Annotated in this window: 21 protein-coding genes and 1 pseudogene; 17 read left to right on the plus strand and 5 right to left on the minus strand. The window is 36.5% G+C overall.

Going from position 1 to position 22,916, the window contains the following annotated elements; genetic code table 11:
* Nucleotides 1-657: 657 nt before the first annotated feature.
* Nucleotides 658-2,013, minus strand: coding sequence for a hypothetical protein (locus J2S74_RS18090; RefSeq protein ID WP_307328207.1), 1,356 nt, complete (start codon nt 2,011-2,013; stop codon nt 658-660).
* 214 nt (nt 2,014-2,227) lie between these two features.
* On the opposite strand from J2S74_RS18090, the gene J2S74_RS18095 reads away from it, so the two are divergent.
* The 8 genes from J2S74_RS18095 to J2S74_RS18130 are packed head-to-tail and all read left to right on the plus strand — an operon-like array spanning nt 2,228 to nt 9,803.
* A complete protein-coding gene (locus tag J2S74_RS18095; protein WP_307328209.1) occupies nt 2,228-2,839 on the plus strand; it encodes an isochorismatase family protein in 612 nt (203 codons plus the stop codon).
* A 4-nt stretch (nt 2,840-2,843) separates the two neighbouring features.
* Nucleotides 2,844-3,263 carry a VOC family protein gene (locus tag J2S74_RS18100; RefSeq protein ID WP_307328212.1) on the plus strand — a complete coding sequence of 140 codons (420 nt, stop codon included), beginning with the start codon at nt 2,844-2,846 and terminating at the stop codon, nt 3,261-3,263.
* Nucleotides 3,260-4,285: a TAXI family TRAP transporter solute-binding subunit gene (locus tag J2S74_RS18105; protein ID WP_307328215.1), complete on the plus strand. Its 1,026-nt coding sequence runs from the start codon at nt 3,260-3,262 to the stop codon at nt 4,283-4,285. Before J2S74_RS18100 ends, J2S74_RS18105 begins: the two co-directional genes overlap by 4 nt.
* 58 nt (nt 4,286-4,343) lie before the next feature.
* Nucleotides 4,344-6,230: a TRAP transporter permease gene (locus tag J2S74_RS18110; protein WP_307328218.1), complete on the plus strand. Its 1,887-nt coding sequence runs from the start codon at nt 4,344-4,346 to the stop codon at nt 6,228-6,230.
* Nucleotides 6,231-6,263: 33 nt separating this feature from the next.
* Entirely contained in the window at nt 6,264-7,451 is a 1,188-nt protein-coding gene (locus J2S74_RS18115) for an FAD-dependent oxidoreductase (RefSeq protein WP_307328220.1), read from the plus strand.
* 14 nt (nt 7,452-7,465) lie between these two features.
* The gene (locus J2S74_RS18120; protein WP_307328222.1) at nt 7,466-8,209 is read left to right on the plus strand and encodes a maleate cis-trans isomerase family protein; all 744 of its coding nucleotides are present in this window, start codon (nt 7,466-7,468) and stop codon (nt 8,207-8,209) included.
* Nucleotides 8,210-8,236: 27 nt separating this feature from the next.
* Entirely contained in the window at nt 8,237-9,031 is a 795-nt protein-coding gene (locus tag J2S74_RS18125) for an alpha/beta fold hydrolase (RefSeq protein WP_307328225.1), read from the plus strand.
* Nucleotides 9,024-9,803, plus strand: coding sequence for an enoyl-CoA hydratase/isomerase family protein (locus J2S74_RS18130; RefSeq protein WP_307328229.1), 780 nt, complete (start codon nt 9,024-9,026; stop codon nt 9,801-9,803). The genes J2S74_RS18125 and J2S74_RS18130 overlap by 8 nt, the downstream gene beginning before the upstream one ends.
* A 136-nt stretch (nt 9,804-9,939) precedes the next feature.
* Here the strand turns inward: J2S74_RS18130 and leuD are convergent, their stop codons facing one another.
* The 3 genes and pseudogenes from leuD to J2S74_RS18145 all read right to left on the minus strand — a co-directional run bounded on the left by leuD (nt 9,940) and on the right by J2S74_RS18145 (nt 13,213).
* Nucleotides 9,940-10,566: a 3-isopropylmalate dehydratase small subunit gene (gene leuD, locus J2S74_RS18135; protein ID WP_307328232.1), complete on the minus strand. Its 627-nt coding sequence runs from the start codon at nt 10,564-10,566 to the stop codon at nt 9,940-9,942.
* A gap of 16 nt (nt 10,567-10,582) precedes the next feature.
* Nucleotides 10,583-11,988, minus strand: a pseudogene (leuC, locus tag J2S74_RS18140) (3-isopropylmalate dehydratase large subunit).
* A 22-nt stretch (nt 11,989-12,010) separates the two neighbouring features.
* Nucleotides 12,011-13,213 carry a CaiB/BaiF CoA transferase family protein gene (locus tag J2S74_RS18145; RefSeq protein WP_307328235.1) on the minus strand — a complete coding sequence of 401 codons (1,203 nt, stop codon included), beginning with the start codon at nt 13,211-13,213 and terminating at the stop codon, nt 12,011-12,013.
* 324 nt (nt 13,214-13,537) lie between these two features.
* On the opposite strand from J2S74_RS18145, the gene J2S74_RS18150 reads away from it, so the two are divergent.
* From J2S74_RS18150 to J2S74_RS18190, 9 genes are all read left to right on the plus strand, one after another.
* Nucleotides 13,538-14,200, plus strand: coding sequence for a GntR family transcriptional regulator (locus J2S74_RS18150; RefSeq protein WP_307328238.1), 663 nt, complete (start codon nt 13,538-13,540; stop codon nt 14,198-14,200).
* Entirely contained in the window at nt 14,197-15,072 is an 876-nt protein-coding gene (locus J2S74_RS18155; protein ID WP_307328241.1) for a hydroxymethylglutaryl-CoA lyase, read from the plus strand. Before J2S74_RS18150 ends, J2S74_RS18155 begins: the two co-directional genes overlap by 4 nt.
* A 291-nt stretch (nt 15,073-15,363) precedes the next feature.
* Nucleotides 15,364-16,620, plus strand: a complete 1,257-nt coding sequence (locus J2S74_RS18160; protein WP_307328243.1) for a glycoside hydrolase domain-containing protein — start codon at nt 15,364-15,366, stop codon at nt 16,618-16,620.
* A gap of 484 nt (nt 16,621-17,104) precedes the next feature.
* Nucleotides 17,105-18,016 (plus strand): glycine betaine ABC transporter substrate-binding protein, encoded by a 912-nt coding sequence (locus J2S74_RS18165; RefSeq protein WP_307328245.1) that lies wholly within the window; start codon nt 17,105-17,107, stop codon nt 18,014-18,016.
* Between the two features lie 505 nt (nt 18,017-18,521).
* Nucleotides 18,522-19,943 (plus strand): MDR family MFS transporter, encoded by a 1,422-nt coding sequence (locus tag J2S74_RS18170; RefSeq protein WP_307328248.1) that lies wholly within the window; start codon nt 18,522-18,524, stop codon nt 19,941-19,943.
* A gap of 19 nt (nt 19,944-19,962) precedes the next feature.
* On the plus strand, nt 19,963-20,517 hold the full coding sequence (locus J2S74_RS18175; RefSeq protein ID WP_307328251.1) for a GNAT family N-acetyltransferase: 555 nt from the start codon (nt 19,963-19,965) through the stop codon (nt 20,515-20,517).
* A gap of 197 nt (nt 20,518-20,714) precedes the next feature.
* A complete protein-coding gene (locus J2S74_RS18180) occupies nt 20,715-21,107 on the plus strand; it encodes a hypothetical protein (protein ID WP_307328253.1) in 393 nt (130 codons plus the stop codon).
* 108 nt (nt 21,108-21,215) lie between these two features.
* A complete protein-coding gene (locus J2S74_RS18185; protein WP_307328256.1) occupies nt 21,216-21,599 on the plus strand; it encodes a hypothetical protein in 384 nt (127 codons plus the stop codon).
* A 412-nt stretch (nt 21,600-22,011) separates the two neighbouring features.
* On the plus strand, nt 22,012-22,524 hold the full coding sequence (locus J2S74_RS18190; protein WP_307328259.1) for a DUF3189 family protein: 513 nt from the start codon (nt 22,012-22,014) through the stop codon (nt 22,522-22,524).
* 58 nt (nt 22,525-22,582) lie between these two features.
* Here the strand turns inward: J2S74_RS18190 and J2S74_RS18195 are convergent, their stop codons facing one another.
* Nucleotides 22,583-22,876: a hypothetical protein gene (locus J2S74_RS18195; RefSeq protein ID WP_307328262.1), complete on the minus strand. Its 294-nt coding sequence runs from the start codon at nt 22,874-22,876 to the stop codon at nt 22,583-22,585.
* Nucleotides 22,877-22,916: the final 40 nt, after the last annotated feature.

Below are 22,916 nucleotides of genomic sequence, written 5' to 3' on the forward strand. Positions count from 1 at the left end.
TTGATTGTGTTCCATAACTAATTCAGAAAGTTTTTCAATATTTAATGGTGAAACCCATTTACCAAATGAAGAAAATAGTGTATTCTTGTCCATAGCTGATATCCTTTACTTTTGGATTTGGACAGGACCCCTGTACATCCATTGTAAAGGATTTTTTTGTTGTATAACCATTAAAAAATTGAAGATTTTAAGTATTATGAATCATCTGATTTAATTAATGCAATGCTAGTGATACTATATGTTGTTTTAATAGGATGGAGCCAAAGTGATGTTAAACAGAATAGCTAGATTCTTAAAAACGGGGTCTGGGAGGAGCTAAAAACAATAAAGAAGACTTTGGCACACCTCAAGGAGGTGTTGCTTCCCCGATTCTTGCAAATGTGTATGATCGTTATGTTCTGGACCTATGGTTTGAAAAGAATGTAAGAAAAGAATGTAAGGGACTTGCTTATATTGTTAGGTTTTCCTCTCCCAAGGCCACGAGTGAAAGTAAATATATACGAACTTCGAGAGAAGATTAGCTATATTGTGAAGGTTGATAGGAAAGAGTGTGTGCGGGAAAAATGCACGTACGGTTCTAAGAGGGGGGAGCACAATCAATATAGTTAGAGAGGCTCCCTCCTACTCGAATCCACTGCGGTAAGAATTGAGTAACTATTACAATACATAATATAATGCCAGAATTATCATATAACCGGAAAGCCAAAACAGAAGTGAAAATTTTAAATTATATTGAATCCCTATTTTGAAAGGGCTTATTTTTGTTAAAGAAGATAATATAAGATTTACCCCTGAGAACGGAGACGAAACCACGGTGATAGACCATATAAGTAAAATGCCTAAAGCTAATATAAGATGATCGTTAATAAATAGTGGAGAAGAAGTGAGAGCAATCGATACAACTGTAATTGGAACTATAGATAATACACCAATATAGGAGAAAAATAATATAACGATAGATACAATTGGAATAACAATTAAAACGTGATTAATACCAACAACATAAAAAAAGTTTGTGATCAGGTGGTCTGCTTCTACTATTAATATTGCATGTCCAATCACTCCTGCTGCAATAAATAACGATAGTTCATTGCCCATTGATGGAATGCGTTCTTGAGTAAATGTAAATAAACTTTTAAAATAACTTTTGCTAGATTGATAAAATAAAGACCAAACAAGGGACATGACAATGGCTATTATCGAAATAATGTTAAGCATGGTTAGCTCAACTTGTGTATCGATGATGATAGAGATGGTTGTCATAAAAATAATAATACATGCTAACTCAATTAACTTTATTTTAGCTTTTCGATTGATTGTTGTTTTATCTAAGTTAGAGTTCAATTCCTCCAAATATTTCCCCTTTATAATTAAAACTCCTAATAAAGATCCGATTAATGTTAGTAACAATCCAAAAGGTACAATATCTGTCCAGGAGACATGGAAGTAAGAAATAATAAATGCGATGGATATATAGTATGGAGACCATAAAAATGAGAGGGAAAACCCCCTGGCGATTGCAGTTACTTGGTATAACTGATATGGTTCGACTAATTTAGTATTTGTCAAATGATATATGAGAGGGACAGTTCCCATCCCCATAATAGACCCTACACCTAAAACGGACGCTTTAATTAACGTGTAAAGAAGAGATGTTGTTTTCATATAACTGCTTAGAATTTGGTCAATATAGGTAAGGTAATTTCCAGCTTTAATCGGGATGGATAGTAAAGGAACAAAAATAAAGATCATAAGGATGGATGCATTCATGTTAAACCCCATAAAGGCTTGATATAAACTTCCGTTAAGTGTGTAAAGAATAATGGAAACTCCAAGGAGTGATATTATCAAGGTTTTAGGGATCGGTGTTAAGTAAGGAAGAAATGAGAGAATCACAATAAGAGCCAAAAAGCTAATAATCCACTCCATAAAACTAAAGTCAGTGATTTCATAAAAAAGAGTTGAAAACCCTAGTAATAATACAGAGGCTGGTCTAAATAATTTAATTGACATAAAAAGTCCCCCTAATATATAAAATTGAGGTTATTGTATACAAAGTAAAAAAATCACAATAAATTATATGTATTTGAATTTTATCTTACCACAAAAAACCTTGTTATTACGGCAATTAATTAGATTTTTCGAAATTTTTAAAAAAATACTTTGATTTATTGCATACAATCGTGTTAATATCTTTTTAAAGGAATTCTAATATGGGGGTGGATTTGTGAGTGGTTATTTTGATGGCTTTGGTCACCAGATAGGAATTGGAACGAATCCGGCAATTATTGTTGTGGATTATATTAAAGGATTCACTGACCCTGATAGTCCGCTAGGTTCAGAATATTCTTCTGAGTTATTAGCTACCAAGAAACTATTACGTGAAGCGAGGAGTAATAGAATTCCAGTACTATTTACTACTGTTTCTTACGACGCCCCTGAACTAGATGGTGGTTATTTTGTAAAAAAGGTTCCAGCACTAGAGGTGCTGAGAAGTACTTCCTCTTATACAGAAGTTGATAGTAGGTTGGAATGGGATGAACGTAAGGAGGTTCTGGTCGTTAAAAAGTTTGCTAGTGCATTTTTTGGGACTAATCTTCATTCTTTGTTAACAAGTATGAAGATTGATACATTGATCGTAGTTGGATGCACAACTTCAGGTTGTGTACGTGCGACAGTTGTTGATGGTCTTCAGTATGGTTATCGTGTGACAGTGCCTATGGAATGCGTTGGCGATCGATCTTCAAAGGCACATGAAGCAAATCTATATGATATGAATCAAAAATATGCAGATGTTCGCTCACTAGATACAGTTTTAAGTGAGCTTAATAGAATGTAGGATCATGATTAATAGAGTTCACCATATTGCGTTTGTAGTTCGTGATTTAGAGCGTGCGATCCATCTATATCAAGATGTATTTAAGCTAAACTGTTTTAAGCGATTTTACTTTGAAGAAAGGGGGGCTGAAATCGCGTTGTTCCAGATTGAGGGGTTAATCTTGGAACTGATTTGTCCTCAGGAGAAAGGACATAAACCATATGAACATTTAGAAAAATACGGTGAAGGGTTCTTTCATATCGCTTATGAAGTGGATGATTTAGAGTTAGGTAGAAAAACTCTAGAAATGTATGGGATGGATGTAAAAGGTTTAAACCCAAGTACGGGTGTAGATTGGCAGTTGCTTTGGCTTAATTCGAATCAAACGATGGGAACAAAGATTCAAATTGTAGAAGAAAAACTAAAGGAAGAGGGGAAAAAATGAAAAAGATCATATTAATGGTGATAAGTATGATGGTAATGTTTTTAATTGCATGCAGTGATTCTAGTAACAGTGATGCCAGTGAAAGCGGAAGATACGATATATCTGCAGCAACTAATCAACAACAAACGTCAGCTTATATTTATACTGCGGCATTGGCTGAAATTTTAAGTAATGATAACTCTGTTTTTGAGATAAACTTAGAAGTTTTACCATATTCCGGTGGGATTGGAAATGCAGAATTAGTTTCAAAAGGAGAAGCTGACATTGGGATAATGTTTAATATGTCCAGTAATTGGGCGTATAACGGAATTGTTGCTTATGAAGAAGAGTTTTCGAATATCAGAGGTTTAGTTGGTGGTATGAATGAATATTTTATAGGTGTAATTGCTAGAACAGACTTCTTGGAGAGTAATAACATCGAATCTTTAAAAGATATAAAAGATCAGCAAATTCCTGTAAATCTTTATGTAAATGAACGGGGGACTTTAGCTGAATATAACACAAGATTGACACTAGAAGCTTATGGAATGGATTATGATGCAATAGAGGGTTTTGGAGGAAATGTTGAATTTACGTCAAATGATGTAATCCAAACGGCATTTCAAGACAATAGAGCTGACTTACACATTATGGCACTAGGACGTGGACACCAAGTTGTCGCAGAAATTGCCACAATGACAGATATCACGCTTATGAGTATCGAGGATGAATATCATGAATTCTTTACTAATATCGGCTACGATAGCGGACCTGTTTTTCCAGCAGGAGAGTTTAGGAATCAGGATTATGAAGTATTCGTACCTAGTTTTTATGTAACTTACATTGTAAATGAAAATATGGATGATGAACTTGCTTATCACTTAGCAAAAGCTGTTTATGAAAATAAAGATGCAATGGTACGTTCGCATGCTGCAATGGGTGATTTTATTCCAGAACAGGCTGGGTATGCATCTCGGAATGGATATATCCCATTGCATGATGGAGCAAAAAAATTCTATGAAGAAGTCGGTGCGATCGATTAATCCGTTATTGGGGGCTTAAAGTGCCCCCGCTTTATATACGAATGAATTGGGTGATTAAATGAAGAAATATCTAGGGATCGTCTCTATAATAGGTATTCTATGGGCTTTGTTTCAAATTTATATTGCCTCGTACGGAACACTTAATTCACAATTGCAAAGGACAATTCATTTAGCTTTTGCATTAGGGTTAGTTTTTGCTCTATTTAGAAGAGGGGAAGATTCCAAGAATATTTTTGCTAAATATAGTGATTACGGACTAGTTTTTTTATCTCTAGCTTCTGGTGCATATATATTTATAGAATTTGAACGATTAATTTCCCGAACCCGTTTCGTTTCAGACCTTCAACCATTTGATTATTTTTTTAGTATTATAGTAACCATTTTGGTTTTGGAAGCTTCTAGACGAACGGTAGGGAAAGCGATGACTATTTTAGCGGTTGTATTTATTGCTTATGGCTTCGTTGGCCCGTATATTCCTGGGCTGCTGAATCATAGCGGACTCCCGCTTAAACGGTTTGTAGAGATTATGTTTTTTTCTGGTGACGGTATTGTTGGAATCCCGGTTGGTGTAGTTGTAAATTATGTTTTCTACTTCGTTCTGTTTGCAGCTTTTCTTGAAATTTCGGGTGGAGGGAAACTGATTATTGATATTGCATTTAAGTTAACAGGGAAAGCGAAAGGTGGACCTGCTAAAGCGGCTGTTTTTGCTAGTAGTGGGATGGGGACGATCAATGGCAGTAGTGTAGCTAATGTTGCCAGTACCGGAATATTTACTATTCCTCTCATGAAGAAAGCGGGGTATTCTCCGAAGTTTGCTGCAGCAATTGAAGCTTTGTCATCAAACGGTGGACAAATAATGCCCCCTATTATGGGAGCGGTTGCATTTTTAATGGCTACAACACTCGGCGTACCGTATACGGATGTTGTTTTTGCAGCTTTAATTCCGGCCTTGCTCTATTATGTTGCGTTATTTATTATGGTCCATATCCAAGCAGATAAAATAAAAGAAAAAAATAAAAAAACTTCAGATATTGACGTGGAGTTAAGTACTGATACGAGAGAAATTCTCAAAAGATTTCACTTGTTAATTCCACTGTTATTGCTTATCTACTTGATTTTCTCTGGTAGTTCTTTACAAGTTTCAGCCTTCTATTCTATTGTTCTTCTAGTTATAATTAGTAATCTTTTCCCATCAACAAGAACTGGTATTACAGGAACATTGGATGCTTTTGTCAATGGTGCAAAGTCTGCAGTCAAAGTAACAATTCCATGTGCGGTAGCAGGGATAATCGTAGGTGTTGTCTTGCATACTGGATTAGGACTTAAGTTTTCATCACTTATTATCGACTGGTCCTTTGGTATTACTACATTGTCAATTATCCTTATTGCAATAGGCTGTATCATTTTTGGGATGGGAATGCCTACTACATCAGCTTATATAATGGCCTCTATATTACTTGCCCCAGCCCTGCAAGATTTAGGGTTTGAGCCGATGGCTGCTCACCTATTTATTTTATATCTGGCAGTTATGTCAATGATTACACCGCCAGTAGCCTTAGCAGCATACACAGCATCTGGTATAGCTGGTAGTGACAGTCATGAAACAGGCGTTTATGCTTTTTACTTAGGGATTCCTGGGATGATTATTGCATTTTCGTTTTTATTGAATCCTTCATTATTAATGATGGGTAGCGTTAACGAAATCGTATGGAGTTCTTTGACAACTCTCCTTGGTATATTTACTTTAACTATAAGTATATTAGGATATATCAAAGGTAGTGTTGCTCCTGTTTACCGTATCCTCTTCTTAGTAACATCCATTATGTTAATCATTCAAGATGGAATTACTGATACATTAGGCGTAATAAGTCTTATTTGTGTCTTTTATCTCCATATTAGAAGTGTGAGAAAGAGAATGGAATATCGTGGTGAACAGATTGCGTAGGTAAGATCGATTTATAAAAGGGGAGGGAATAAAGTGGAACGAATTCTAATTGTTGGGGCAGGTCCTGTTGGTTTGTCTGCGGCTCTATCTCTTGCGAAGAAAAATATTTCAGTGACTATAGTAGAATCAGAGTCTGCGCTTACGACTGTTCCGAAAGCTTCAACTCTACATCCACCAACTCTTGAAATTTTCGAAGAGTTAGGGATATTAGAGGGTGTAAAGAATAGGAGTTTAATTGTTGATAATTTTCAATATTGGGATCGTAGAAACTATGAACTCGTTGCAGATTTAAAACTTAATGTGTTAAAGGACGAAACAAAATTTCCCTACCGTTTTCAATGTGAACAACACCATTTAACAGAAATAATCCAAAAAGAATTAAAAGAGAGCTATAACATTGATATTATTTTTGATTCGACCTTAATTGACATAGAGCAAGATCCTGAAAAAGTGAAAGCAACTTTTAATAGAGAAGGAAAAGTAGTTGAGGAAGAATTTGATTTTGTTATTGGGGCAGATGGAGCATCTAGTATTGTTCGGAAGTCATTAGGAATTCCTTTTGTTGGATTAACGTACCCTCAACACCATTTATTAATCTGTGTTAAAGGGCATGATTTCACAGAAGAATACCCTGAACTTGCACCAGTCAGCTATTTTTCCCATCCAAAGGAATGGATCGCAATTATCCAAAACTTGAGCATGTGGAAATTTCTTTTTCCTTTGGATCCTGCCAAAAGAGAAGAAGATATAGATGAGACTTATATTCAGGAGCGAATCCAGAACTTTTCCAGGCGAGATAAGAAGTTTGATATTTTTCATTGGGTAATTTACAAAGCTCATCAAAGAGTTGCGAAAAAGTTTTTAGTTGGGAGAATTGCGATAATTGGGGATGCTGCCCATGTAAACAATCCTCTTGGGGGAATGGGGATGAACAGTGGTATTCACGATGCCTATGTTCTTGCGAATTACCTAGAGAAAGTTTGGAGGGGTAATGAAGAAATAGATTTTTTACAAAGGTTTGAAGTACAACGTCAGCATGCTGCTAAAGAAGAAGTTCAAAAGCACACAATAAAGAATGAAGCAGCGGCAAGTAGTGAAGAAGAATTTGAAAAACGGAAGAGAATGATGGAAGCGATGATGGATGATAGGGAGAAAATGAAGGATTATTTAATGGAAACTTCTATGATTAAGGGGTTTAAAAACTGTGAACGTATAATCTAGAAGGGGGAATCTTTATGACAGATGCTTTAGGTTTTCGATTGAAAGCAGCGGTGTTGGCACCTTCGACGAACACGATTGTGGAACCAGATTACTATTTTATGGCACCAAGAGGTGTTACATTTCATATGGGGAGAATTTACATTGAGAATCCTGTTATTGATGATGATTCAGGCTTTGAAAATCTTCTTGAACAAGTACGGGCTTCTATGGAGAGGGCAATTAAAGATGTAATGACTTGTGAACCTGATGCGATCATTATGGGAATGTCGGCGGAAACATTCTGGGGTGGAAAGGAGGGAAATAAAAAGTTTGAGGAAAATATAGAAAAGTTAACTGGACTTAAGGTATATTCTGGAGCTGCTGCATGTCATAATGCGCTTCAACTTCACAGTGCAAAAAAAATTGGCGTGGTTACACCGTACCAAAGAGTTGGTGATGAACAGGTAGTAAACTTTTTCAATGATTGGGGTTACGAAGTTGTAAATATTAAAGGATTAAAATGCCCGACAGCTGTATCAATTGCACATGTAACAGAGGATGAACTTCGGGAGGCAATTTATGAAGTAAATGAAGAAGATGTGGATGCTATCGTCCAAGTTGGAACAAACCTTTCCATGGTGAAACTTGCTGATGAAGCAGAAAGATGGTTGAATAAGCCAGTTATACCAATTAATGCAGCTACATTGTGGCATGCCTTAAGAAAAGAGGGGATTAAAGACCAGTTTGACGGTTTTACATCGCTGTTCAATAAATTCTAAATTAAGAAGGAAGGTATTGTCATTTAGATGGTGAAGCGTCATTTTTTTCAATATGGTAATGGAAATATCCATTATCACCATACAGGGGATGGTAAAGTCATATTATTACTTCATGAAATGCCTTTATCGTCAGAAGTTTTTTTACCAATGTTTCCTTTTCTCAAAGATGATTTTTGCATTATTGCACCTGATTATCCGGGGTTTGGAGAGTCTTCGCAACCGGAAAATCCATTAACATTTAAAGAAGTAGCATCGTTGTTTTTTGACATGTTAGATAATTTTGGTGTTGATTCTTTCGTTATATATGGAGTACATGGAGGGGCGAGCTTAGGGATAGAAATGGCAGTACAGCAACCCGATAGAGTGGAGTCCCTTATATTAAGTGGAGTGCCCCTATTTACTGAAGAAGAACGAAAGCTTTTTCACCAAAAATTACCTAAATTCTTAATAAAAGAAGATGGAAGTCATCTTCAAGAGTGGTGGAAATACTTTGAAGAGAAATTTAAACCAGCTATATCCAAAGAAATGATACACAAAGGAGTTCAACAAATAATAAAAGCTGGTAAAAATTATGAATGGGGTTATCGGGAAGCGTTTAACTATGATCCTGGTAATGGGCTTTCTATCATTCAACTGCCAATTTTGTTGCTAACTGCAAACGGAGATGTCTTGGTAGACAAAAATAAAGACGTTTTAAAGCTTACGAATCAAGTTGTACATGAGTGGATAGTGGATGTTCCAGGCCAACTTTCACAGCGTATACCTGAAAAAACATCCGCACTTATTAAGAAATTTCTAAATGGGGTTGAGGTTGATGGATAAAAAAGTTGAATTAATTATAGAAGATAAGGTTGGAACGATTATTTTAAGCAATCCTGAGAAAGGCAATGCATTTGACTTAGAGGCGGCAAAGCAATTATTTGAAACAGCATTAAAAGTCTCTCAACTAACAAATTTGAAAGTTATCGTTTTAAAAGGGGCAGGTAAGAATTTTTCGTTTGGTGGAGATTTAGTCAGTTTTCAATCTCAAGGAGAGAATGTTTCTGCTTATTTAAAAGAGGTAACGCTTTATCTCCATCAAGCTATTTGTCTCCTTATTAAAATGGAGAAGCCTGTAGTAGGAGTGATACGTGGAGTCGCTGCGGGAGCGGGGCTAAGTCTTGCGAGTATTTGTGACATTGTAGTAGCTGCAAAAACGGCAAAATTTACAGCGTCTTATACGAAAGTAGGGTTAACCCCTGATGGATCATGCACATATTTATTACCCCGGCTTATTGGTCTTCGACAAACTCAAAAATTGTTACTCCTCAATCCTGTAATTGGTGCAACAGAAGCTGTAAATTTAGGATTAATTACAGAGGCAGTGAATGATGAAACGCTAGAAGATGAGAGTCGAAAAATAATTGATAGCTTAGTAAAAAATTCTGTAACGGCTCTAGGAAGGACGAAGCAGCTATTAAATGAAAGCTTCTTAGAAAATTTAGAAAGCCATTTAACGCTAGAATCTAATACAATTTCAAAACAAGTTGGGGAACCAGACGGAAAAGAAGGGGTAGCAGCCTTTATCGAAAAGAGAACTCCCGTATATAATTAATGTAGAAAACGTGTTTACCGATCTTACTGATATTGGTAAACACGCTTTTTGTGGTCGAGATGTTCTTATAAGGATACCCCGATGATAATACAACTACGGTATTACCATCGGGGTATTGACTCGTAACCGACCGATATTAATAAATAGAATAATAAATTTTATGTCGTTCTTCAAACGCCTTTAATTTTTCTTCGTGCTTAAGTGTTAACGCAATTTCATCTAACCCGTTCAAAAGCATATAGCGTGAGTAATTGTCAATTTCAAATGAGATAGTATGGTAGCTTCCATACTCTATTGTTTTCGTCTCCAATTTCACTATCATTTTTAAAGGTTGGTCTTTTGTTAATTCGAATAGTTGATTAATTGTATGTTCATCTAATCGAATAGGAAGGATCCCATTTTTGATGCAGTTGTTGTAAAAGATGTCTGCAAACGAAGAAGCGATTATGACTCGGATTCCAAAGTCGTGTAGAGACCAAGGGGCATGTTCTCTAGATGAACCTGAACCAAAGTTCTTTCTTGATAAGAGAATTTTAGATTCACGATAAGGGTGTTTATTTAAAATAAAGTTTGGATTCTCCATATCATTATTTAAATACCGCCAATCGTAAAAAAGGAAGTTTCCGTAGCCTGACTTTTCTACTCTTTTTAGGAATTGTTTAGGAAGGATAACGTCAGTATCGATATTGGATTGATCTAAGGGTACAACAATACTATGGACTTCTCTAAACGATCGTTTATCGGTAGTTTGATTTGATATCATATTTTATAACCCCCTTTTAAGATATGAAATCCCATTTTCTTACATCAACAAAATGTCCCGCGATAGCTGCGGCAGCTGCCATTTCTGGACTTACTAAATGTGTTCTAGCCCCTTTACCTTGACGTCCTTCGAAGTTACGGTTGGAAGTGGAAGCAACTCGGTCACCAGGTTTTGCGACATCTGGGTTCATTCCTAAACACATACTGCAACCCGCTTCTCGCCATTCAAATCCAGCATCCGTAAATATTTTGTCCAAACCTTCCGATTCTGCTTGTGACTTTACGTGTTGAGACCCAGGTACAGCTAGTGCCCTAACACCTTCATTTACTCTATAACCTTTGACAACCTTTGCTGCATTTCTAAGGTCTTCGATTCTACTATTTGTACAAGATCCAATGAAGACTGTGTTTACCGTAATAGTTTCGATTGGTGTGCCTGGTTTCAAATCCATATATTCTAATGCTTTTCTTGCCATACTTTCTCTTTCTTTAGATAATGAACTTGGTTCAGGAATAACCTCTTTGATGGGAACAACCAAACTAGGATTACTTCCCCAAGTTACTTGCGGTAAGACATTGTTGATATTAAAACTTAAAACAGTATGGAAATGTGCATCTTCATCACTGTATAACATTCTCCAATATTCCATTGCATCGGAAAGTTTGTCACCTTTAGGAGCGTAAGGTCTACCATCTAAGTATTGAAATGTGACATCATCTGGTGCCATCATTCCTGCGCGTGCTCCCATTTCGATTGCCATGTTACAGATTGTCATCCTTTCCTCCATAGAAAGGTTTTTAATAATTTCTCCTTGAAATTCGATCACGTGACCTGTTGCAAAGTCGTGTCCATATTCACCAATGATTGCGAGGGTTATGTCTTTGGCGGTAGTACCTAATGGAAGCTTTCCTTCTAACTTTAATAGCAAGTTTTTAGATTTATATTGTCTTAATGTTTGTGTTGCAAGAACATGTTCAACTTCACTAGTGCCTATACCAAAAGCAAGTGCTCCAAAGGCTCCGTGTGTGGGGGTGTGACTATCCCCACACACTATTGTTTGGCCAGGTAAAGTTAATCCTAATTCAGGAGCGATAACATGGACGATTCCCTGGTGGGATTAAACATATTAAACAGTTTTATTCCGGATAATTTGCAGTTTTCTTCGATTATATCGACTTGCTTTTTAGCAATGGGGTCTTCAAAGGGTAATGAGCGATCGGTTGTTGGGATCGCATGGTCAACCGTTGCCAACGTTAGTTTAGGACACCTGACTTTCCTACTTTCCGCTTTTAATCCATCGAATGCTTACGGCGAAGTAACCTCATGTATTAGGTGTAAATCAATATACAGAATTGCTGGTTGGTCTTCTTCTTCGTGTACCACATGTCTTTCCCAAATCTTTTCATATAATGTTTTACCCATGATACACCCATCCTTTACATAATCAAATAATTTGTGATTCTTTAAGTCTATTCATCTCGTTTTCACTTATTTTTAAGATTTGTTTGTACACGTATTCATTATGTTTGCCGATACTTTCAGGACCAACGTGCCTTACTTTGCCTGGAGTGCGGCTTAATTTTGGCACAATACCTGGCATGGGAAAATCTCCAAGATGTTCGTGTTGAGTAGTAATAATCATGTCACGCGACTTATATTGTGGATCTTCAAGTATTTCTTTTGCAGAATATATCAGTCCAGATGGAACCCCATGTTCTTCGAGTAGTTTTAAACTAGTTTCCGCTGAAAGAGTCCTGGTCCAGTCCTCGATTAATAGATCTAATTCTTTCATATTTTCACTTCGAGCATGATGAGTAGCGTATTTGGGATGGTCGCTTAGTTCTGGTCTTCCCATTGCTTGGCAAAGTCGCTTGAAAACACCATCCGCATTCGCGCCGATAACGATATAGGTGTCATCCTTTGTTAAGTAAATATTAGAAGGTGCGACTCCTGGAAGGATATTTCCCATCCTTTCTCTTATATAGCCAGTTAGTAAATAATCAGGAATAATACTTTCCATTACGGAGAATACAGCTTCATAGATGGCGGTATCCACTACTTGCCCTTTTCCTGATTCTTTTTTTTCATAAAGTGCAGTTAAACACCCGATCGTGGCAAATAGGGCGGCGAGTGTGTCTCCGATTGATATGCCGATTCTAGATGGTGGTCGGTCTGGAAAGCCTGTCACATATCTTAACCCTCCCATCGCTTCACCCACACTTCCGAATCCAGCGCGATCTTTATATGGACCTGTTTGACCAAAACCAGAAGTTCTAACCATTACAATACCGGGGTTAATTTCTTTTAATATCTCATAAGAAAGACCCCATTTTTCCAGTGTTCCAGGTCTGAAGTTTTCTATAATAGCGTCCGCTTCTCTGACAAGTTGTTTAAATAACTCTTGGCCTTCTTTAACTCTGAGATTAAGGGTAATGGATTTCTTATTTCTAGATTGAATCGGCCACCAAAGTCCGTGACCATCCTTTTGTTTTCCCCAATCTCTCATTGGGTCTTTTTTATCAGGTGCCTCAATTTTTATAATTTCTGCACCAAAGTCACCTAATAATCTTCCAGTAAAAGGTCCAGCTAGCAAAGAACCCATTTCAATTATTCTTACACCTTCTAGAGGTAGCTTTTCATTGTCCATTACAATTCCTCCTTTTGGTTCAGTTGATAAATTAAGTGAAAAGATACTTATCAACTTGACGTGCAAATCCCTAATTTAAATAATTAGAAAAAAATAAATTTAGTGGATGTGTATGGAAGTTTTCACAGGTTGAGGGGTAAGAACCTGGTGGAAACTTATTATAATGATAACACGATTGTATACAAAGAGTAAATAAGTTTTTTGAATATTAAAAAAACAGATAAGCTATTCGTTGATTTTAAAGAGAATTATTTAGGTTTTTTTAATTGTTAATTGATTTGTTTGTTTTTATTGTATACAATAAAGGTAGTGAGGTGGGGAGATATGGATCCATATGAGTTTATTAAAAATGCTATTATCACAGGTAAATACAAACCAGGGTTACGATTAACGGAGGAGTTTTTGGCAAAAGAAATTGCAGTCAGCAGAACGCCTGTAAGGGAAGCTTTAAAACGTTTAAAATTTGATGGGCTAGTAACTTCACTGAATAGAGGCTTAATGGTTAGAGAATTTACTAAAAATGATGTGAAGCAAATCTATGACTTGCGTGCGTTGCTTGAAAGCTTCGCAGCGAAGGAAGCTGCGTTGAGTCGTGATGAAGAGGATCTATTGGAAATGGAACGTTTGATAAATGAATTTGAATCTTTACTCGAATGTGACTTAGGTAATGAAGAAATTACTAGGAAAATTATGGATAATAATAGCCGGTTTCATGATACTGTTATTCGAGCATCCAAAAATGAACATTTACACTTTCATATTTCAAAGGTAGTCGTATTACCATTAGTGTTCGTTTCTTTTTATTGGTTTAACCGAAAGGATATTCAGAGATCATATGAGGCACATGCCAAGTTGTTTGATGCAATTAGAAATCGTGATTTCGAAAAAGCAATGGTCGTTATGCAAGATCACATATTTACAGGTAGAGATTTTGTACTAACTAGTGAGGAAACTTTAAAATATTTTCATAAGGAGGTAGTTAAGTGATAAAAATTTGTGAAGTAGGTCCAAGGGATGGTTTGCAAACATTAAAGGAGCAACTCTCAACGGAAAAGAAAGTAGAGCTCATTACACGCTTAATTGATTCTGGCGTAAAATTAATTGAAGCAGTGTCTTTTGTCAACCCTAAAGTTATTCCACAAATGGCAGATGCAGTTGAAGTAATGAAAAGAATCCCAAGGAATGATGATGTCCAATTCGGAGGTTTGGTACTAAGTAAATCTGGACTTGAGAGAGCTATCGAGTCTAATATAGATATTTTGCATGTAGTTGTTGCTGCGAGTGATACTTTTAACCAAAAAAATGTCAGGAGAAATGTAGATGATTCATTAGCTGAATTGATTCCAGTAGTAAAAGAAGGTGTTCAAGCTAATAGAAAAGTAAATGCTGTTTTAGGAACTGCATTTGGTTGCCCTTATGAAGGAACTGTTTCAGAGAAGAAGATTGTTAGTATAGCTGAGAAATTTATTAATGCGGGAGCAAGCGAAATTACATTAGCAGATACAACAGGACTTGCTAATCCTGCACAAGTAAAGAGTTTAATAGAATTATTATATAAAGAGCTCGGTGAAGAAGTAGAATTTGGGCTTCATTTTCATAATACACGTGGACTTGGAATTGTAAATGCATATGCCGGTTATCAGGCTGGTGTAAGACGATTTGATTCATCGATTGGAGGGTTAGGTGGATGTCCTTTTGCTCCTAAGGCTGCAGGAAATGTATGTACAGAAGATCTCATAAATATGTTTGAGCAAATGGGAGAAGAGACTGGTATTTCAAATAACAAATTGATTGAAACGTCACGTTGGTTAGAAAAATCTGTGGGTCTTCATTTAGAAGGAATGTTAATCAGGACTTAATATTAAAAAGTATAATAATACTTGATAATTATTGTCTAGCAACAAATGAAAATGTTGCTAGACATTTTCTGTTTTTTATTAAAAGACACATAGGCACTGTTAATAAAAACGGAAACAATGGAATACCTTGAAGCAAAGATATATCCCTTAATATGTGGTTTTAGATTTCTAATAATCTACTAAACAAACACCCAAAAACTCGTGTATCCCTCACGAAGCCAGCTCGTTTAACGTACTATGTCACCGTAAGTTAAAGGAGGGGTTTAGAGAGTGATATATGAAAATAAAATGATGTCATATATAGTTTCCTTTGTCTTAATTGTATTCACTGCGTTCACCTTCTATATGTATGGCAGTATGGATCGGTCCAATCCAGTAACTGCTTCCAAAGATACAGAAATAGGGGTGGAAGAATCAAGCGGTGGAGACAGTGATATCAGCAATACAATAAATAATGAGATTAATGCAGATGGAGGAAATATTGATAACTCCATCGTAAACGAAATTAATGGGAACAATGGAGAAATCGATAATAACATTGAGAATACAATAAACGGTGGGAATGGGGATATAGATAATCATATTGAAAATTACATTAACGGAGACAATGCGACAATTGATAACCAAATAGAAAATAATATAACAAATAGTTCCAATAACACGATTGATAATAGTGTCACGAACAACATTGAAGTGAATATTGATGTCAATGTAACCAATAACGTTATCAATAATATTGAAGGTAATGGAAACGGGGAAGAAGAAAACGGTACCGGTGAAAGTGGCAATGGTACCGAGGATGAAACAGGCAATGGCGAAGATAATGGTAACGGGGATGAAGCAGATAATGGTGAAGAAAATGGTAACGGAAATGGAGAAGCTAATGGAGAAACACCTGATACCGTGTGGGGAGTTGATTCTGCAAGCTTGACAACAGAAGATATGCTTATGTGTGTCCGTGAAAACTTTGGTGATCCACAAGTTTGGGCAAGATACTTGGGAGATAAAGAAGGCGTTTCCTATGGTCTGACTCAAGAAGAAGTGGAACTTCTCCACTCCAATGACATTGATATTATGGTAATTTGGAATCACTTCACCGATGCTACTGGTTATGAAAAAGGGCAAAGTGAAGCGACAGCTGCTATTGAAATGGCTAGGGACTTCGGAATCCCTGAAGGAGTAGCCATTTTTGCCAATGTGGAACCCATCTATCCGATAGATGCTGACTTCCTTCTTGGCTGGTATGATGCCTTAGAAGAGTCAGAATATGAATCTGGCGTTTATGGAATTTTTCATCCTGACCGGGAACTGTATACTGCCTATGAAATAGCGGCAGAGGAAAATCCTAGTTTACTAGAAAATAATTACGTGTGGACGTCATCTCCAGAACATGGCATTACGACAGAAGAAAATGCACCAGAATATGATCCTCTAGCACCTGAAGGGGCTTTAATCGCCGGATGGCAATACGGTATTGATGCAGAAACATGTAACATTGATACAAACCACTTTGACAGCAATGTCTTTGACGCATTATGGTCAAGTTAACCAAGGAGAATAGCATTGGATGAACAATTTGGAAAGCATTGAAATAATCGTAGTCCTTAAGAAGAACATGGAACAATAATATAAAAGGATTTTAGAGTATGCAAAAGAAACACCTAAGATTATAATGTTATAATAAGGAAAATTTACAAATTGAGAGGATATCTCGTCCCCGAGACTAATAAATAGTCTTGGAGACGGGATTTTTTATTTTTTTAGCATTGTTGATTGAAGCGACCTGACCTCCGGTGTAGTCAAGCGTTAACGCATTGGGGACAGGTCCTTTTTTTAGTTTATATTTAAAGTGATTGGGAATATGGAGGATTATTTCTATGAATTATTTAGGCTCAGTGCTCCAACTATTTCTCATTATCTTAAATCCTAAAATATGAAGTCTTATCAAAATTTACTACGTACAGAATATATTGTATGATTCATACGTACTTTTCAAAAAGTTGTTATTACATAGAAGGGAGAAGGAATTTTGATGAAATTAAAATTAATAGGTACTACGCTAGCCTTATCTTTTTCTTTACTGTTAACTGGCTGTGGTGAGGAAGAAACGGCACAGAATAATGGTAATGAAGGAGAGGAGATTGTTAGCCTAGGTGAAGCGTTAGATTATACAATTACAGGTATTGAGCCTGGAGCAGGAATAATGGAACGTTCATTTAGCACTCTAGAGGAATATGAAAACTTAGAGGGATGGGAAATTCTAGAATCATCAACTGCAGGTATGTTAACGGAGCTAGATCAGGCAATTCAAAATGAACGACCAATTATTGTAACGGGCTGGACTCCACACTACAAGTTTGCTTCTTTTGACTTAAAATTCTTAGAGGATCCAAAAGGGGTATTTGGTGGACTTGAGGACATAAATACAATAGTAAGAAAAGGTTTGGAAGAGGATATGCCAAATGCGTATCAAGTTCTTGATCGTTTCTACTGGGAACCGGAAGATATGGAAGCAGTAATGCTTGCTGCACAAGAAAAGCCATTTGAAGAAGTAGCAAAAAATTGGGTAGAAGAGAATCAGGAGAAAGTAAATGAATGGACAGAAGGCGTAGAGATGGTAGATGGCAAAGCAATCGAATTAGTATTAACTCCGTGGGATACAGAACGTGCCTCTGCCCATGTAATGGAGGTTGTATTAGAACAACTTGGGTATAATGTAACATTAACACCTGTCGACCCTGCTATTATGTTTCAGGCTATAGCTAATGGTGAAGGTGATGCATCCCTTGCTCCATGGTTACCTTTAACACACGGTTCTTTCTATGAACAATATCAAGATGACATTGTTGACTTAGGACCGAACTTAACAGGTACAAGAATTGGTTATGTTGTTCCGGCATATATGGACATTGATTCCATTGAGGACTTACCTCCAATAGAATAGAAATAGGTAATGGTCAGATTTACTTCTTTAAAAAGTAATCTGGCCATTTTCTTTATGGGAAATTTATGATTTTCTAGGTTTAAATGATATAATAGTAGGGTAATAATTTAGAACTCATAGAGGCTTGGCTTCATCTCCAATAAAAGGAGGTGATGCCTGTAGTTATTACTGACCGTTAGTGTTACCAACACCAAAATGTGAACGAGCTTTAGTGAACACTTGCTTTTGTTACGGCGCAGGTGTTTCTTTATTACGTGGACAAAAAAAGCGTCTGAGATGAGATGTATTACTTTTGACGTGGAACGTGTCCATAGGGTAAAGTGTTAACTTACGAAGGAAATCCATTAACAATATTATTAAAAGTTATTTCGTATTACGAAATATTAGTATTTAGATATACTTAATGAAGGACAGAAAGAAATTAGACTCAGTTTTAAAGTTATAGATTTAGCTAGTAAATATTTTTTTTATTAGTTTAAAAGATTATTAATTAGGAGTTTTTGTAATGGAACAGAATGAAAATTATAGTAAGGTACTGATTGCGGGACTTCTGCTTACAGGGGCTTTTATTGCTGTTTTGAATCAAACATTAATGATTACAGCCATTCCGCCTCTCATGATTGAAATGAATATAACAGCAAATACGGGACAGTGGTTAACGACTGTGTTTATGCTGGTTATGGGTATTATGGTTCCCATTTCTGCTTTTTTAATTGAAAAATACACGACGCGACAGCTGTTCATGACGGCCATGGGGATCTTTACCCTTGGAACTGTGGTTGCTGCAATAGGGACAAATTTTCCTATCTTACTTACTGGTAGGATCATTCAGTCCATTGCAGCAGGGATCATGCTTCCCTTAATGCAGACGGTGTTTCTGCTGATTTTCCCAGTAGAACGGAGGGGAGCGGCCATGGGGTATATTGGTCTTGTTATCTCCTTTGCACCAGCAATTGGGCCGACCCTGTCTGGTTGGGTGACAACGAATTACGATTGGCGCTACATGTTCTGGGGAATTATTCCATTAGCCCTGATCATGTTGATTGTAGCGTATTTTAGTATGAGGAATGTGACAGAGCTAAAGAATCCGAAAGTCGATCCCCTATCGATTATGTTGTCTACCTTTGGTTTCGGGGGACTTCTTTTCGGTTTCACCAGTGCGGGGAATAATGGCTGGGGGAGCCCTCTGACAATAATCTTCTTGATTCTGGGGTCTTTAACGATTTTCCTTTTCATTAAGCGTCAGCTTGGGATAAGTCATCCTATGCTGGAATTCCGTGTCTTCAAAGCACGTATTTTTACTCTATCCACGATCATTTGCAGTATTGGATTTTTGGGACTTATTGGACTGGAGACACTCATTCCATTGTATATGCACAATATGCGCGGGTTTACAGCGATGGAGGCAGGAATTGTTTTGCTCCCAGGGGCACTGATCGCAGGTTTCATGGCTCCTATTACGGGACGAATTTTTGATAGATTCGGTGCACGGGTCTTAGCCATTCCTGGTCTAATCATTATGACTATTTCTACATTTGCTTTTCTGTTCATTGATACAACGACTTCTATTATGTATTTGAGCGTCATGTATGCTATCCGGATGTTTGGCTTCTCCATGGTGATGATGCCAGTGAACACGGCAGGGTTGAATCAAATACCGAGAAAACTGATACCACACGGGGCGGCGGTGACGAATACGATACGTCAGATGTCGGCATCTATCGGAACCGGGTTGTTAGTAACAACCATGACAACGGGGGAAAGGGTGGGCGCTAACATCCCTCAAATAGCGAATCCTGATATATTCGGAGCAATCATCGCATTTGGAATGATTGGTGTGTTGACATTTGTATCGTTGATTCTTTCCTTTAAAGTGAAACGAACCTACCCGCCGACGGACGAAGAATGGGAAGCCAGTGCAGGTTAAAGAAACGGGTGAATTTTCAATGATAGAATTAAGATTTTTTCAAACTTCGGATTTTCAACAGCTCATTCATTGGATAGACTCTCCTGAGTTCTTAATGCAATGGAGTGGACCTCATTTTCAGTATCCTTTAAATGAGGAGCAATTAGAGAATTATCTTAAAGACGCGAATAAGGAAAATGCTCATGAGTTGGTTTATAGTGTTGTTTATAAGGAAACGGGGAATGTCATTGGCCATATTTCCTTAGGAAAGATTGATAGGGAAAATAAATCAGCTAGAATTGGAAAAGTATTAGTTGGTGATGAAAAGGTACGGGGGAAAGGTGTTGGCCAACACATGATCACCGAGATGCTTAAACTTGCATTTGATGAGCTTAAATTACACAGAGTGAGCCTAGGAGTCTTTGATTTTAATACTTCGGCAATTGCTTGTTATGAAAAAGCAGGATTTGTTAAGGAAGGCCTCCTAAGGGAGTCAAGAAAAATGGGGGACCACTACTGGAGTTTGTGGGAAATGAGCATTTTGGAAAATGAATGGCTGGAAAAAATAAAGGAGCTTGAGCAACGTGATAATTAACCCTTTCATATAATTGAAAATAAGGATTTTGAATGGCAAAGAATAGACGAAAGGAAAGCTTTACTTCAAGAAAGGAGTAAAGCTTTTCTATTTTAATATTATTTTTAATTATTTACTTTGGTTGGTTAGGGTTTGACAAAATAAGTGAGAAGGTCCGAAATAAATAAACTAAAAATAACAATTAAAGGGAGAATTTAATGGTTGTTTCACTGTTTATCATTATTTTTACGTTTTTCCTTTTCCTTGGAAAAATCTCGTTAATAGTGTTTCTTGCAAGTAAAGCCTTTCCATTACATTTTTACTATGAATCTATTTCGTCTTTGTTTTTGTATAGTTTTCTTATGGTTCTATTCCCATTGTTTTTAATCATCATTGGTTATATTTTTGAATTATTTCTTGCTTTTTTCCAAAAAAATATAAATTCGGATGTTTTAGCTAAAGTGATAACGATTTCATTATTTGCTGTTTATTTGTTTATTATGGAACATCTTGTTAAAGGTGTTTCTATGTCGCCCTTTGCTATTGCGATTATTGGATTAACATGTATCCTATTATTTATTCGTGTTGAAATGATAAGTAAGAGGATCTGAGCTTACAATAAACATATTTATTATGCGTTCTTGTTCCAGTATTAGAGGGAATTCACCAATACTTAGGGAACTATATACATAGCTATGTTGTAGGAAAAGGGGTTAGTTATGGAAAATATGGAGGAACAGGGAAAAGCACTACTTTCAAATATCATCACCATGTTGATTATTCACGGAGTTTTATCGATCTTTGTAGAAGCACTTATTTACAAAGATACTTTTGAAACAGCAGTAATCAATGCATTTTCCTTATCCGTTTATATCATTTTATTGTTATTAATGAACAAAGGCTACATTTGGGTGAAAGTGATTAATATACTCATATTGTTTGTAAATGTTAGTTGGAGTATTATTTTTATTTTCAGAAATGCAGTGTCCACCTTTGAATCGGTATGGATAGTCATTTCCATAATCGTTTATACCATCGCCCTCGTTTATTTATTATTTTCAAAGAGAATTTCTTGGTACATGCACTTTAAAAGAGATTATTAATTGATAGAATAGAACAAATGGTAGGAGTTTCTGTTTATGCTATGAAAAAACCTGTCCCCTCGTACCTTTACTAAGGAGGACAGGTTTGACTTTGTTGAAAAAGTATCCAAACAGTTAACAAGCTACTGGCCTTGCTCTTTCTTTTCCTTTTGTGTTTCTCTTCTGAACTTGTATTCGTCATCCATACCGTCAACGACAACAATCAATTCTTCTCCAAAGTAGCCGTATATCTCCTGAACATTTTCTTCTGTGAATGGGTTTTGCTGACTTCTATTGTATTTTTTCTTCTATCTCTAGAAATATTATTGTGTTGAGTTAATTATATTACGATTGGATAAAGTCAATATTAATATGGGAATGGAAACTGGAATAATGGAGCATAATAGCATAAAAATGTTATAGGGATGATGTTATGATATACATATATAATGATTATGGTGGAACACATACTACAGCTTTGGCTGCTGCATATCATTTAAACCAATTACCTCAATCAGAAAGAAAACTTACGAAGGAAGAAATTTTAGATGTAGAATATTTTAATAAATTAACGAATAAAGACTTCGGAAAGCTCATTTTTCATGGTACGGATGAAGATGGCCATTCCGTTTACTCCATTGGTCGGAAAAGGAACAAACTTGTTGTACCCGCATTAAAAGAGTTGGCTTTACTATTAGATGATAAATTTCATTTTAATGAAAAAATAATATTATCCAATACATCACCAACGGTACCTATTGCCATGTCTATTGGAGGTTTTTTCTCAAGGGGATTAAAAATAGACTCCATAGGTGTGCCATTATTAGTAAAAGGTGCCCAACAATGCTGTGATAATATTTACCGATTAGTTCAAAATACGAAAAAAATAGGACGAGGAGAAAATGGGGAAAAAGTAACTGTCTTAGAAAATAAAAACTACAAATAATAGTTGTTGCTGCGAATAAATTAAGGCACCTGTTGGTAATCCCAACGGTGCCTTGTTTTTACTGCTGCTGATTTTGTTGTTGTTGTAATTGCTGTAGCTGCTGTGTTGCTTGCTGTAATTCCTGTTGTACCTGTTGAAATTGTTGTTGCTGTGCTGGTTGAGCAGCACTTTGAGCTTGCATTAATTGCTGTGTCGCTTGTTGTAGTTGCTGCTGTGCTTGTTGAATAGCTTGTGGACTAACTTGCTGTGCTGCTTGTTGAACTGCTTGTTGAGCTTGTTGGATTGCTTGTTGAGCCTGTTGAGTAGCTTGCTGTTGTTGTTGCTGTTGTTGTTGGTTCTGGTTCTGTTGCATCATCATACCTCCATATGTAGTGAAATAAATTACTTCTATA

This window comes from Evansella vedderi (assembly GCF_030813435.1).
Classification (GTDB): Bacteria; Bacillota; Bacilli; order Bacillales; family Salisediminibacteriaceae; genus Evansella; species Evansella vedderi.